This window comes from Sphingomonas sp. LaA6.9, assembly GCF_022601895.1.
Classification (GTDB): Bacteria; Pseudomonadota; Alphaproteobacteria; order Sphingomonadales; family Sphingomonadaceae; genus Sphingobium_A.
Genome location: NZ_JAKVIO010000016.1, coordinates 56,414 through 70,855 on the forward strand (window position 1 = coordinate 56,414; position 14,442 = coordinate 70,855).

At 64.9% G+C, this 14,442-nt stretch carries 10 protein-coding genes; 2 read left to right on the plus strand and 8 right to left on the minus strand.

What is annotated here, in order from left to right; genetic code table 11:
- Positions 1-95: 95 nt before the first annotated feature.
- The 6 genes from MKI88_RS10210 to MKI88_RS10235 all read right to left on the minus strand — a co-directional run bounded on the left by MKI88_RS10210 (position 96) and on the right by MKI88_RS10235 (position 9,068).
- Positions 96-3,053, minus strand: coding sequence for a TonB-dependent receptor domain-containing protein (locus tag MKI88_RS10210; RefSeq protein WP_241631258.1), 2,958 nt, complete (start codon positions 3,051-3,053; stop codon positions 96-98).
- 213 nt (positions 3,054-3,266) lie between these two features.
- Positions 3,267-4,979, minus strand: a complete 1,713-nt coding sequence (locus MKI88_RS10215; protein WP_241631259.1) for a DUF885 family protein — start codon at positions 4,977-4,979, stop codon at positions 3,267-3,269.
- A gap of 2 nt (positions 4,980-4,981) precedes the next feature.
- Complete coding sequence (locus MKI88_RS10220; RefSeq protein ID WP_407073334.1) at positions 4,982-6,409, minus strand: amino acid permease; 1,428 nt, start codon at positions 6,407-6,409, stop codon at positions 4,982-4,984.
- 13 nt (positions 6,410-6,422) lie between these two features.
- Positions 6,423-7,079: a GntR family transcriptional regulator gene (locus MKI88_RS10225; protein WP_241631262.1), complete on the minus strand. Its 657-nt coding sequence runs from the start codon at positions 7,077-7,079 to the stop codon at positions 6,423-6,425.
- Positions 7,080-7,153: 74 nt separating this feature from the next.
- Entirely contained in the window at positions 7,154-8,152 is a 999-nt protein-coding gene (locus MKI88_RS10230) for a 4-hydroxyproline epimerase (RefSeq protein ID WP_241631264.1), read from the minus strand.
- 4 nt (positions 8,153-8,156) lie between these two features.
- Positions 8,157-9,068 carry a dihydrodipicolinate synthase family protein gene (locus MKI88_RS10235; protein ID WP_241631265.1) on the minus strand — a complete coding sequence of 304 codons (912 nt, stop codon included), beginning with the start codon at positions 9,066-9,068 and terminating at the stop codon, positions 8,157-8,159.
- Between the two features lie 78 nt (positions 9,069-9,146).
- On the opposite strand from MKI88_RS10235, the gene MKI88_RS10240 reads away from it, so the two are divergent.
- Both MKI88_RS10240 and MKI88_RS10245 read left to right on the plus strand, forming a co-directional pair.
- Positions 9,147-10,388 (plus strand): FAD-binding oxidoreductase, encoded by a 1,242-nt coding sequence (locus tag MKI88_RS10240; RefSeq protein ID WP_241631267.1) that lies wholly within the window; start codon positions 9,147-9,149, stop codon positions 10,386-10,388.
- Between the two features lie 4 nt (positions 10,389-10,392).
- A complete protein-coding gene (locus tag MKI88_RS10245) occupies positions 10,393-11,580 on the plus strand; it encodes a Xaa-Pro peptidase family protein (RefSeq protein WP_241631268.1) in 1,188 nt (395 codons plus the stop codon).
- A gap of 42 nt (positions 11,581-11,622) precedes the next feature.
- Here the strand turns inward: MKI88_RS10245 and MKI88_RS10250 are convergent, their stop codons facing one another.
- Both MKI88_RS10250 and MKI88_RS10255 read right to left on the minus strand, forming a co-directional pair.
- Complete coding sequence (locus tag MKI88_RS10250) at positions 11,623-12,639, minus strand: Ldh family oxidoreductase (protein ID WP_241631298.1); 1,017 nt, start codon at positions 12,637-12,639, stop codon at positions 11,623-11,625.
- Positions 12,632-14,395 (minus strand): DUF885 family protein, encoded by a 1,764-nt coding sequence (locus MKI88_RS10255; protein ID WP_241631269.1) that lies wholly within the window; start codon positions 14,393-14,395, stop codon positions 12,632-12,634. The genes MKI88_RS10250 and MKI88_RS10255 overlap by 8 nt, the downstream gene beginning before the upstream one ends.
- Positions 14,396-14,442 lie beyond the last annotated feature (47 nt).

A 14,442-nucleotide genomic window follows, 5' to 3' on the forward strand; every position in this document is an offset into this window, starting at 1 on the left:
TGGTGGCCGCGATCAGGCAGGCAGGCGCCTGCGTCCCGCAGCAAAAAAGCTGCCGATGCGTCCGGGGACACATCGGCAGCAGCAGGGGAGAAAGATCAGAACTTCGCGGTCAGGCCGACGAAGAGCATCCGTCCGAGCGGATCGTAGACACCGGGATAGGTGTTGCCGTTGCCGAAGGAGCTTAGCAGCCCCTGCACGATCGCCGGCGGATCCTTGTCGAAGATGTTGTTGATGCCAGCGCGCAGCGTGAAGTTCTCCAGAACGTCCACCGTGCCGGCAAGGTCGAAATAGCTGTACGCGTCGATCTTGCTGTTGATGACATAGGGCGTGCCCGCGAGGAACTCGTTGTCGGTGTTGCTCGAAAGCTTGGTCGACCCGAAGTAACGCCAGTTGAACGAGAGCGTCGCGTTCGACCAGGGCATCTGCCAGGTCGTGCGGAACTGGTGCCGCCAGCGCGGCGTCGGCTGGCCACAGGTCGGACCGAACAGGCCTGCACAGTCATAAGTGCCGAGACCAGGAAGCGGCTGGACCTTGTGCTCGTCGAGCCATGTACCCACCAGTTCGAAGTTCAGCTTTCCGCCCTCGTTGAGACCGAGCGTATCCAGATCGAAAGCATAGCTCGCGTTCACGTCGATGCCCGAAGTCTTGAGAAAGCCGGTATTGAGCGTGGTCGCGACGATATAGCCATCGGTGCCGAAGATTACGCCCGTCGTCGGGTCGCGGTGGAACAGGTCGCAGAAGAACGGATTGCCCGTCTGGACGCACTGGTTGATCGTCAGGAACGGATCGACCGTGCCGATATATTTGTCGACCTTGATATTATAGTAGTCGAGCGAGAACGAGAGGTTCGGGATCGCGCGCGGCGTCAGGATCATGCCGACCGTGTAGGTGTCCGCCTCTTCCGGCTTGAGCAGCGGATTGCCGCCGCCCTGCGTGACGCAGGTTTCGGCGGGGCATTCGGGAATGCGGCCGTATTGCGCCGCGGTCACGCCGGTCAGCGCGCAGCGGTCGAATGACGCGATCGGCGTCGGGCCCGAGCACGGATCCTGGCCCTGGACGTTGCCGAGCCCGCGCGCGGCGAACAGTTCAGCGACATTGGGTGCGCGGATCGCGTGGTTGTAGCTGGCGCGGAAGCGGACGTCGGGTGATGGCGCATAATCCAGCTCGGCCTTGTAGGTCGTCGCGCCATAGCTCGTCACCGTGCCGTCGAGGCTGTCATTGGTATAGTCGGAGTAACGCAGGCCCAGATTGATGCTCAGCGCGTGCGCGAAGCGCATGTCGGACAGGATCGGCAGTTCGAGCTCGCCATAGACTTCCTGAACCTTGATCTTGCCCTGCGATTCAAGCGTACCCTTTTGCTGCGCCAGCGCGTCCGCCCGGAAATCGAGCGTTTCGGTGCGCTGCTCGAGACCGACCGCAAAGCCGACTGCCTGCTCCGCCCAGGGGCTCTGGATGCCATAGGCGCCGAGCTCGCCGCTGACGCCGGCATTGAGCACGGTGAGGTGCTGTTCGCCGCGCGTGAAGGTCGGCGCATAGATATAGTCGTAGACCGAGGGATCGATATTGCCGAAGCCGAACACATCCATCGCGACGCAATCCGGATCGGTGCCATCGATCACCGACTTGCAGGTCGCCACGCCGTTGACGTTGACGACCTGGAGCGCCTTCTTCGCCTTCTCCGGATCGATGTCGTTCTGGTAGTTCTCGTTGAAGATCATCACCGAGCGGAGCGCGCTGACGTCATAGCTGATGCCCGGCGCGATCTCGCCGCGCACGCCGCCCTGGAAACGGTAATCGGTGTGGCGCAGGTCGTCGCGGCGCGGCGCACTCCCCTCACCCGTCATGCGGTAACCGATGAAAGTATCGCGGCTGGTATCGGTGCCCGCCGCCGCGCCGCAAAGCAGGCCTGCTTGCTGTGCGCTCAGGAACGGATTGTCGCAGTTGATCGAGTAGACCTCGCCCTGGAACAGCGCCGAAGGCGCCGCCTGCGAGAATGTGCGGTCGTCCATGAACATGAAGCTGCCGTAGAGTTCGGCCGCCTTCGTGAGCTCATAGTGCGCGAACGCGCCCGCCGTATAGCGGCGGTCCGAGCGCTGCATATAATTGGTGGGCGCGTAGTTGTAGCGGAACGAGCTGTCGTAGGGCACCCAGGTCTTCGCGCCGTCCTTGGTGTTGTTGTACGTGACGGGTGCGCCCGTCGTGGGATCGGCGAGAACCGTGAACAGGCCGTATTCGTTGTTGCTCGAACCGCCGCAGACGAAGCCCGTGCGATCGGCATTGGGATCGAGCGCGCAGGCCGAATAGTCGCGCGAACCTTGCAGCACCGGATTCACGCGGCGGTAGCCGGCATAGACGGTGATGTTGCCGCGATCATCGGCGAAGTTGGTGCCCGCCGCGAAGTTGACGTCGAACTTCTCGCCGTCGGTCACCGAACTGGGCGCGGTTTCATAGCCGCTGCTGCGCACGAGATCGCGCAGCGACTTGTTGTCATTGCTATGCTGGTAGAAGCTGAACTGAGCGTCGGCGCGGATGCCTTCGAGGTTCTTGCGCAGGATGAAGTTCACGACGCCCGAGATCGCGTCCGAGCCGTAGACCGCGGAGGCGCCTCCGGTGACGACATCGACGCGCTCGACCATCGACGACGGCACGAAGTTCACGTCGATCGCCTGCGTCGGCAGCATGCGCTGACCGTCGATGAGGACGAGCACGCGGTTCGATCCGAGGTCGCGCAGGTTGACGTTGGAGGTGCCGTCGGAACCGTTTGACACGTTTTCGTTGGCGTCCGGGGTGAATTGCGGCAGCCGGTTGAGCACGCTCTCCACCGTCGTCGCGCCCTGATAGCGGAATTCCGCGTCGCTCACGACGGTGATGGGGCTGTTGCTCTCCAGATTGGGCCGGCGGATGCGCGTGCCCGTGACGACGATCGCGTCGCTATCGGACGCCCCCGCGTCCTCCGCGGGTGCCGCGTCCTGCGCAAATGCCGGTGGTGTCAAAAGCGCTATGGCAATGGCGGCGGCACTGCTCCCCAGGCCGCTGCGGTGCATTCTGATCATTGAAGACCTCCCAATCTTTCTTGCGGCCGTATCGACCGGGAGGCGATGAAACATGTCTGACAAATAGATGTCAAATATTTTATACGATTTTACGATATACGAACGAAAAGCCCCATTTTCCACGACACAGCACAGGGCAGCCTTCGCCGGCACGACGACCGTGCCGGCGAATCATGTCCGAGAAAACGCTTTGATTAAGTGTTGCGGGCCCTATCAGCCTGCGGGGCGCGCGTGCTCGCTCGCGAGCCATGTCTCGACGCGCTGTTCGACGATCGAAAGCGGCATGGGGCCGTCAGCGATCAACAGATCGTGAAATTCGCGATTGTCGAAGCCTTCCCCCAGCGCCGCCTGCGCACGCCGGCGCAGCGCAGTGAAGCGAACTTCGCCGACCTTGTAGGCCAGGGCCTGCGCCGGCCAGCCTATATATCGCCAGGTCTCGCCCTTCACGACGCCCTCGGGCAGTGCGGTGTTTTCGCGCAGACACCGCTCCGCAGCCTCAGCGCTCCAGCCCTTCCAGTGGATGCCGACGTCCATCACCAGTCGGCACGCGCGCCACATCTCGAACGAGAGGCGCCCGAAATCGTCATACGCCGTCTCGTACATCCCCATCTCGACTCCGAGCTTTTCCGAATAGAGCGCCCAGCCTTCGACAAAGGCCGTGATATCGTCGCGACGGCGAAAGGCCGGCAGGTCCTGTCGTTCCTGGCCCAGAGCGATCTGGAGATGGTGGCCCGGGACGCCCTCGTGCATCATCCACGCCGTCAGCGCGAACAAAGGATCGCGATAGGACTTGCTGCCGACCGCGACCGCGCCCGCAACGCCCTTTTCGGGGTCGCCCAGATAATAGGCACCCGACGACGCCTCCATTTCTGGCGGCTTCACATAGATTCCCCAGGGCAGCCGCGGCAATTTCCCGAACCAGCGCGGCAGGGCGTAATCGAGCTTCTTCCCGATCGCCGCGGCCCGCTCGATATAGCTCTTGAGATCGGGCGCATAGAATTGCGGATCGGTCCGCAGATAAACGAGGAATGCGTCGAAGCTGCCCTTGAACCCGGTCGCCCGCATCGCGCCTTCCATCTCGCTGCGGATTCGCGCGACCTCGGACTGGCCGAGCGCGAAGATCTGGTCCGGGGTCATGTCGGTCGTGGTCGAGCGGCGGGCGGTATAGGCGTAATAGGCTTTTCCATCGGGCAGTCCCGATGCGCCCAGCGCACCGCGCGCCGCCGGAAGATACTCGCTCTCGAAAAAGCCGACGAGTGCTTGCTGCGCAGGTTTCACGACCTCGGCCACGACGGCACGCCCTTCGGCGATCAGCGCTGCGCGCCGTTCGGCGGGAATAGCGGGCGGCATCGCCGCGAGTGGTTTGAGCAACGGGCTCTCGTCGACCGATTGCGCTGCGGCAGTCTTGAGGATCGCAAGCACGCCTTCCGCCGTCGGTCGCGGCTGGGTGAAACCCGTGCGCACGCCGCGGCGCATATTGGCGATCTGCGCATCATAATAGGTTGGCAGTTTGCCAAGCCGCGCGATCCAGGCGCGCGCGTCCGCCTCCGTCCGGATGACGGTGCCCCCGGCCGCATAATTGGCCGTATTGAAGAAGCCGTCGCCCGCATCGAAAGGGATCCGCTCCTCGTCGAAGCGCGCGCCTTCGATCACGACATCGAGCCGCCAGTCGAGCAGCGTCCGCGTCAACGCCTGATCCGCCGACAAGCGCCTTGGTTTGAGCCCGTCGAGACGCTGGCCGAGCTTGCGGTACTCGGCATTGCGTACCGCCACAGCAGCTGGACTGACATCGGGCCAGCCCCTTTCGTCGCCGGCCGGGTTGGCGGCTGCCTCATAATCCCGGACAATCGCCTCCAGCGTATCCGCGCACGCGGGCGCGCTGACAAGGCCCGCGGCGAGCGCGAGCGTGATCGCTACGGTCCGCATCGTCAGATCGCTTCGCTGACCGTGCGCGCCTGGATGCGGCTGCGAAGCCGTCCATAGGCGAAGTAGAGCGCGAGCCCGATCGCGTTCCACAGGAGGAAGCGCCAGATCGTAAGCGTGGGCAGGCTGAACAGCAGGTAGAGGCACCCGACGATCGCCAGCCCGCCGACGAGCATGGGCTTGGGACAGCTGAACACGCGCTTGAGGTCGGGCCGGGTACGACGGAGCAGCATCATCGACCCGGCGGTCGCGATGAAGGCAAGCAGCGTGCCGGCGTTGGCCAGTTCAGCAATCTCGTCGAGCCGGAAGAAGCCGGCGACGAGCGCCACGAAGATACCCGTGATCGCAGTGATGCGAACGGGCGTGCCCGTGCGCGGAGACACTGCGCTCAGCCATCGTGGCAGCAACCCGTCGCGCGCCATCACGAAGAAGATGCGGCTCTGACCGTACATCATGACGAGGATCACCGAGGGCAGCGCGATCAGTGCGGCAAGCGCGACGATCCACGCCATGGCGGGATGACCGAGCGTGCGCAGGATGAAGGCGAGCGGTTCGGACGACTGGGCGACCGCCACATGGTTGACCGCACCGACCGCGCTGATCGCAACGACCATGTAGATCAGCGTGCAGACGGCCATCGACCCGATGATGCCGATGGTCAGGTCGCGCCCCGGGTTCTTGGCTTCCTCCGCCGAGGTGGCCACCGCGTCGAAACCGTAAAAGGCGAAGAAGACGATCGCAGCGGCCGCCATCACGCCCCGCGTCTCTCCGCCCTCGACATGGCTGAGAAAGCCATAAGGCATGAAGGGCGTCATGTTGGCACTATCGAAGGCCGGCAGTGCAAGGGTCGCAAAGGCCGCAAGCGCAGTCAGCTTGATGATCACCAGGACGATGTTGAAGGTGGCGCTCTCGCGCGTGCCGACGATCAGCGCGCCTGCGACCGAGAGCGCGACGAGGACCGCGGGCAGATTGATGAAGCCGCCGGCGTGGGGTCCGCCAAGTATCTCGGGCGGCAGCGTTATTCCCGCCGAGTGGAGCCAGCCGACCAGATAGGCGGCCCAACCGACCGCGACCGTGCTGCAGGCGAGCGAATATTCGAGGATCAGGCTCCAGCCCACCACCCAGGCGAGCGTCTCGCCCAGCACGGCGTAGCTATAGGTATAGGCGCCGCCCGCGGCGGGCATCAGCGTCGCCATTTCGGCATAGGCGAGCGCGGCACAGGCACAGACCGCGCCCGCAATCGCAAAGGCCAGGATCACCGCCGGGCCCGCACGGTCCGCGCCGACGCCGGTCAGCGTATAGATGCCGGTGCCGACAATGGCGCCCACGCCGAGCGCGATCAGATGTGGCCAGCTCAGGGTCTTGGCGAGGCGCCGTCCCTCTTCATGGACGGTGACGTTCTCGAATGGCTTGCGCGGCCCCCAAAACCCCATACTCAACTCCTTGCTACTGTTTTTCGTCTTGATTGAATTGCTTGCGAAGGTCCGTAAGGGTCGCCGCGATGTGCTGCCGGGTCAGTTCCGCAACGACCCTGGCATCACCCGACAGCCACGCCTCAAGCATCATTTCATGTTCCTCATTGGCGCGCGTATCGCGGCCCATGGGCTCCAGGTGCTTGCGGACGTAGCGCTCGGCCATGATGTGCAGCCGCTCGACCATCTGGAAGGTCAGCGGCTGATGCGCCGGCCCCACCAGCGCGAGATGGAAGGCGCGATTTAGCCGCCCGACATCGTCGGTGCCCTTCTCGATAGCGCGATCAAGGGAGTCGAGCGCGAGGCGCGCATATTCGCGATCGGCATCGCTCGCGCACTCCGCCGCGGCAGCGACGGCGTCGGGCTCGATCTTGAGGCGAAGCGCATAGACTTCTTCGGCCTCCTCGCCCGTCAGCGGCCGCACGAAGAAGCCGCGATTGGGCTGCGAGACGAGAAGCCCCTCCTGCTCAAGCCGTGCCAGCGCCTCGCGGAGCGGTATCTTGCTGACACCCAGTTCGTTGGCCAGCGCATCCTGACGGATGGCCAGGTTCGCCGGAACAGATCCCGACACGATCCGGTCGCGCACCAGATCGAAAATCTGCTCTGAAAGATTGCGTACGATCAGGTCCATCGGATCCCCGTTTCTATGATGGATACGGCGTCCGTGATCGACGAGCTTGGCGGGCGTGGCAACAAATCTCTTCCTTACACCACCTGAAATCCGTTCCAGAACGCATCTTCCCGGTCGATCCAGATCGTGTTGAAGCCGGTGGCGATCGCCGAGCCCTCGATCGAGGGGATGATCGCGGGCTGGCCGCCGATCTCGGCTGCCGCCTCTACCCTGCCGATGAAATGGCTGCCGATATAGCTTTCATGGACGAAACGGTCACCGGGCTTGAGCCTCCCTCGTGCCGCCAGCTGCGCCATGCGCGCCGACGTGCCGGTTCCGCAGGGCGAACGGTCGATCGCGCGGTCGCCATAGAATACCGCGTTGCGCGCGTCGGCCCCCTCGCCCCTGGGCGCATCGGCCCACAGTACATGGCTGACGCCTCGGATCGTGGGATCAATCGGGTGCACCGGCTCGACCTTTTCGCGGACCAGCTGGCGCACCTTGCCGCTCAGTTCGATGATGCGCGCAGCGCCCAGATCGTCGAGGCCCGTGTACGCGCCCTGCGGCTCGATGATCGCGTAGAAGTTGCCGCCATAGGACACGTCGAGCGTCAGCGGCCCGAAATCGGGCACCTCGATCGTGATGTCGCGCGCGGCGAGGTAGCCGGGCACATTGGTGATCTTCACCGAAGTGACGCGCTTGCCCTCGGTCGTGTAATCGATCTCGATCACGCCAGCAGGGACCTCGGCACGCAGTTTCCCCGGAATTGCAGGCTGGATCAGGCCGTTCTCGAGCCCGAAGGTGACGATGCCGATCGTGCCATGACCGCACATCGGCAGGCAGCCGCTCGTCTCTATGAACAGGATGCCGACATCACTGTCCTCCCGCGTCGGCGGGTAGAGGAAGCCGCCGGACATCATGTCGTGCCCGCGGGGCTCGAAACACAGGCCGGTGCGAATCCAGTCGAAGCGGGCCAGGAAGTCCTGGCGCCGCTCGGACATCGACGCGCCGCGCAGAAGCGGCGCACCTCCGGCCACGAGGCGGACGGGATTGCCCGCCGTGTGACCGTCGACGCAGAAGAAGGTGTGCCGCATCGGCTCAGGCGGCCGCGGAGATTGCGGTCGGGCGGGTGGCAGCAGCCTCCTCGACCATCCGCGTCACCTCGGCGCGGCGTGCCCCTGCGAGCGGCAGGCGCGGCGGACGGACGCGCTCCGAACCGCGACCCATGATCTGCTCGGCCAGCTTGATCGACTGGACGAGATCGTGATCGGCGTCGAGGTGCAGCAGCGGCATGAACCAGCGATAGATCGCGCGCGCCGTATCGAGGTCGCCACGCTTGACCGCCGCCACGAGCTCGACCGATTCCTGCGGGAAAGCGTTGGTCAGTCCCGAAACCCAGCCACGCGCGCCAAGCAGAAGCCCTTCGAGCGCAACGTCGTCGAGCCCGGCGAACAGCGCATAGCGGTCTCCCAGCGCGTTGATGAGATCGGTGAAGCGGCGCGGATCCGGCGCGGATTCCTTGACTGCGACGATGTTTTCGACGCCGCTGATCGCCTTGAGCACCTCGGTGGTGATGTTGACGCGATAGGCGGGCGGGTTGTTGTACAGCATGATCGGCAGGCGGGTCGCGCCGGCCACCGTGCGGAAATGATGCACGAGTTCGTCCTGCGTCGGCACATAGACCATTGCGGGCAGCAGCATCAAACCATCGGCGCCCGCCTCTTCCGCATCGCGCGCATATTCGGCCGCGCGCATGCAGTCATATTCGGACACACCGGTCACTACGGGCACGCGGCCCGCCACCACCTCGCAGATCGCCTTCAGCAGCGTGCGCTTTTCCTCGGGCAGGAGCGAGTTATTCTCGCCAACCGTGCCCATCGCGATGATCCCGTCAACGCCATCCTTGATCAGATCGTCCACGACTCGCTGCGACTCGGCGATGTCGATCGACAGATCTTCCTTGAATTGCGTGGTTGCAGCCGGAAATACACCCTGCCACTCGATTTTCATCCGTCAGTTTCCCTAGCTCTTGTCTTGAACGTTATACGGTATACGATACTGACAACATCGGTGCAACGGAAGAGTGTAATGTCAAAAAATGCGGTGGTCATCGGCGGCGGAATAATAGGGCTTTGCACCGCCATGGCGCTGTCGCGGCGCGGCATCGAAGCGACTGTGATCGAAGCCGATAGCGCGCATCGCGCGGCCTCATGGGGCAATGCGGGGCACGTCGCGATCGAACAGGTCGAACCGCTCGCGTCCTGGCCGATGATCCGCTCGGCACCCCGCCGGCTGTTCTCTGCGGGAGGCGCGCTCGCGCTGCCGATTCGCGATGCGGCGAAGTGGCTTCCCTTTGCGCTGCGGATGGCGGGCGCTGCCGGCAGGGTGCAGGCCGGCCGCGCGGCGCTCGATCCGCTGCTCGCCGGCGCGATGCCTGCCTGGCGAGAGCTCGTGGCTTCGCTGGATCAGCGATCCTGGCTGAAGGAAACGGGGCATTACGTGCTCTGGGAAAGCGCGGCGAGCGCTGCCGCCGGGCTCGATGCCTGGCGCCGTGCCGATACGGGCACCGCGCGCTTCCGCCCGATCGATGATGAGGAACGCGCGCAGCTCGCGTCGCTGCTCGCCCGCCCGCCCGCCGGCGGGATACGGTTCGAGAACACCGGGCAGGTCGCCGACCTCAAGGGGCTGGCGCGCGTGCTGGAAGAGAACCTTTGCAGCGCGGGCGGCACGATCCGCACTGCGCGCGTAACGGCGCTCGCAGTCGAGGACGACACCGCACGCGCCGTGCTTGAGGGCGGCGAACAGGTGACGGCCGATCTCGTCGTGGTGAGCGCGGGAGTCCGGTCGGGCGCGCTCATGCGCAGCATCGGGGTGCATGCGCCGATCATCGCCGAGCGCGGCTATCACCTCCATGCGCGCCGGAGTGACTGGCCGGACCTGCCGCCCTTGGTGTTCGAGGATCGCTCGATGATCGTCACGCGCTTCGATGACGGTCTGCGCGCGGCAAGCTTTGTCGAGCTCGGGGATGTCGACAGCCCCCCCGACCCGCGCAAATGGCAAAGGCTGCGCACGCATGTCAGCGCGCTCGGCCTGCCGATCGGCGCCGATGCCGTCGAATGGATGGGCGCGCGCCCGACGCTGCCCGACTATATCCCCGCGATCGGGCGCAGCCGCCGCGCGGCGAACCTGCTCTATGCCTTCGGGCACCAGCATCTCGGCCTGACGCTCGCACCGATCACCGCCGGGCTCGTGGCGGCGATGGCGACGGGCGCTCCTGCGCCGCTCGACCTCGCCCCCTATGATATCGAACGCTTCGCCAAAGGAAGATGACGCCATGACCATCGGAGGATCCACCATCGAGGCCGAGCTCGCAGCGCTTGCGCCCTTCGCCAGCCCTGCCCCCGCGATCACGCTCGATGAGCGGCTGGCGCGGATCGAGCGCGCACGCAAGCTGACGCGCGATGCCGGCGCCGACGCGCTGATCGTCGGTGCGGGCGCCAGCCTCAACTATTTCGCGGGCGTGCCCTGGGGCGCCAGCGAAAGACTGGTCGCGATGTTGCTGCCCGTCAGCGGCGATCCCGTCATGATCTGCCCAGCCTTCGAACAGGGGTCACTCGCGGCCGACCTTGCGATCGACGCCGGGTTGCGACTGTGGGAAGAGGACGAAAGCCCCTTCGCGCTGACCGCGGCGACGCTCCGCGACCTGGGCATTACTGCACTCGCGGTCGATCCCGCACTCGCCTACGACATGGTGCATCGTCTCGGTCAGGCGATCGCACCCGTCGAGATCCGCGACGGCAGCGCGATCATCCATGGCTGCCGCATGCAGAAATCACCCGCCGAGCTTGCGCTCATGAAGCAGGCCAAGGCGATGACGCTCGCGGTTCACAAGGCCACAGCGCGCATCCTTGCGCCGGGCATCACCACCACCGAGGTGCGCCGCTTTATCGATCAGGCGCATCGCAAGCTGGGCGCCGCGGGCAGCAGCTTCTGCATCGTCCAGTTCGGTCATGCCACCGCCTACCCTCACGGTATTCCCGGCGAGCAGCGGCTTGCGGAAAACGACCTTGTCCTCATCGACACGGGGTGTACCGTCCATGGCTATCACTCGGACATCACGCGAACCTATGTCTTCGGTGACGCGACCGACGATCAGCGCCGCATCTGGGACCTCGAGCATGCTGCGCAGCAGGCCGCGTTCGAGGCGGTGCGGCCCGGCGTGCTCTGCGAGGCGGTCGACGCCGCGGCACGCGACCTTGTCACACGTGCCGGCCTTGGGCCCGACTACCGGCTGCCCGGCATTCCCCACCGCACCGGACACGGTATCGGGCTTTCGATTCACGAACCCGCCTATCTGGTGCGTGGCGACAAGACCCCGCTTGCGCCGGGCATGTGCTTTTCCAACGAGCCCATGATCGTTGTGCCCGGGCGTTTCGGCATCCGGCTTGAGGATCATTTCTACGTCACCGAAGAAGGGGCAGAGTGGTTCACGCCCCCGCAGCCGGCGATCGACGCGATCTAGGCCCCCGCTTATCCACCCCGAGCCCAGCTCGGGGTGGTGGATCTAGTCGAGCGAGGCTCTAAGATCCTCGTAAAGCGCACGCGGAATCCGGACGCCTTCAGCAAGGCTTTTCACGCGCGCCTCGAAACGACGTTGTGATGGCAGGCGCGCGCCCTGCTCTGTCATACCCGCGAACAGCGCCTCGGCGCGTTGCATATGCTCCGCCGCCGCAGCGCCGAGGAAGCCCGCCGGATCAATCGCGACCACCAGCTCGCCGCCATAGGGCGATGCCTTTGCGCCATCGTCATGCGCGAGCGATTCTGCGCTGGTCATGTCGCCGATCAGCGGCCCTGCTATCAGTTCGACCATCGCCGAGAGCGCCGATCCCTTATGCCCGCCAAAGGTCAGCATCGCACCCGCGAGCGCTGCCTCGGCTTCGGTGGTCGGATTGCCCTCACCATCGACGCCCCATCCTTCGGGGATCGGCTTGCCCGCGCGGCGGTGAAGCTCGATCTCGCCGCGCGCCACCGCCGTGGTCGCGAAGTCGAAGACGAACGGGTGGCCATCGGGACGCGGCCAGCCAAAGGCGATCGGATTGGTCCCGAACAGCGGCTTGATCCCGCCCGCCGGCGCAACCCAGGCATGACTCGGCGTAAAGGCGAGCGCCACCAGCCCGTGCGCAGTCACCGCCTCGATCTCGGGCCAGAGCGCCGAGAAATGGACGCAATTGTTGATCGCCATCGCGGCGATCCCCAGCCGCCGCGTGCGCGCAACCAGCCGGGGCAACCCAAGCTCGAACGCCGCCTGCGCATAGCCCCCGCACGCATCGACGCGCACCATCGCGGGCGCGGCGTCCATCATGACAGGCTCGGCGTCGGGCATGACCTTGCCCGCCTTCAGCGTATGGACGCAGACGAGCAGGCGGTAGAGGCCGTGCGAGGCACAGCCATCACGCTCGCCCGCAACCATCGTCTCGGCGACCGGATCGACATGCGGCGGCTTCAGCCCGTGCCGCGCAAGGACGTTGCGCGCGAAGTCACGCGCCTCGTCGAGCGACATTTGAACGAATGCGTCACTCATCATCGGGATACGGCCCCTTGCCGCCCTCCGCGATGAAGCGATCGACGCGCGCGTGAAGCACTGGCAGCGGCACCGAGCCGAGCTGGAGCACTGTGTCGTGGAAGGCGCGGATGTCGAACTTCGCGCCAAGTGCCTTCTCGGCCTTTCCACGCGCTTCGATGATCGAGAGCTCGCCAAGATAATAGGACAGCGCCTGCCCCGGCCAGGCGATATAGCGATCGACCTCGGTAGTGATCTCGTGTTTCGCGAGCGCGGTGTTGTCGAGCATATATTGCTGGGCCTGTGCACGCGTCCAGCCCATGGTGTGGATGCCCGTATCGACGACGAGCCGCGTCGCGCGCCACATCTGGTAACTCAGCATGCCGAAGCGGTCATAGGGCGTCTCGTACATCCCCATCTCGACCCCCAGCTTTTCCGCATAAAGCGCCCAGCCCTCGCCAAAGGCGGAGATGTAGGTCTGCTGACGGAATTCGGGCTGGTCCTTGTTCTCGCCCGCAAGCGGCATCTGGAATGCGTGGCCCGGCGCCGATTCATGCAGTGTGAGCGCGGTCAGCGAATAGAGCGGGCGCGCCGGCAGGTTGTAGGTGTTGACGAGGTAGATCCCCGGCCCACCGCGACCGCCCGTGTAATAGGGCGCGACGTCGTCGGGGACGGGCTTGATCGCGAAGCGCTGGCGAGGCAGCCGGCCGAACCAGTCTCCCACCTTGGCATCAAACTGCTTGGCGATGAACGCGGCGCGCATCAGCAGCTCCTGCGGCGTCTTCGCATAGAATTGAGGATCGGTCCGCAGGAAGGTCAGAAAGGCGGGCAGGTCGCCCCTGAAGTCGGTTTCCTTCATCACTTCGAGCATCTCGGCGCGGATCTTGCCCACCTCATCAAGGCCGATCTGGTGGATCTCCGCCGGGCTGAGATCGAGCGTCGTGAATTCGCGGATGCGCGACTGATAATAGGCCTTGCCGTCGGGTAGATCCCACGCCGCGAGCGACTTCTGCGCGCCCGGGATATATTCGTTGCGCAGGAAGGTGATTAGCGTCTTGTGCGCAGGGATCACATGATCACGGATCGCGGCGATCCCGGCCGCGCGCAGTTCGGCTTGCGTGGCGGCGGGGATGTTCGCGGGCATGTTCCGGAAGGGCGCATAGAACGGATTCTGCTCGCTGGCGCCCGGCTTCAGCACCGAATCGACCGTCGCGTCGCGCCCCTGCAGCGTGACCTGCGGCGGGGTGAAGCCGCGCTTCAGGCCGGCGCGCATATTCTCGATATTCTGCGAGAAATAGCGCGGCAGCTCTGAAAGCTGGGAGACATAGTTGCGATAATCGGCTTCCTTCAGGAAGCTGCGCTGCGCGGTTCCCGCGACATTACCCCAGAAGCTGCTGTCCGAATTGAGCGGCCGCTCATATTCACGGAACTGCTGCTCAGCGATCAGCGCGACGATCTGATTCTTGTAGATCTGGTAGTTGACCTGATCATCCGCCGAGAGCTTCGCCGCGTCGATGGCTTCGAGCTGGCGCAGCACGTCCTGCCAATAGGCGAGCCGCTTTTGCTGCGCGGCCAGGCCGACATCGGGAAGATGCGCGCTGATCTCGCGACCACTGTCCTCGTCGTCAGCGAACTGCTGCTTTCGCCAGTCCCACTCTTCCGTATACAGCGCCTTGAAGCGCGCTCCATCTGCCTCCGCAGCGGTCGCGGTGCCCGAAAGCGAAGCTGTTGCCCCCATCATTGCTGCGGTAATCATGGCGCGCGTGCGGAACCTCATCTTTGCCCTTCTCCAGACTGTTGCCAAAGCAATCGTATACCGTATAA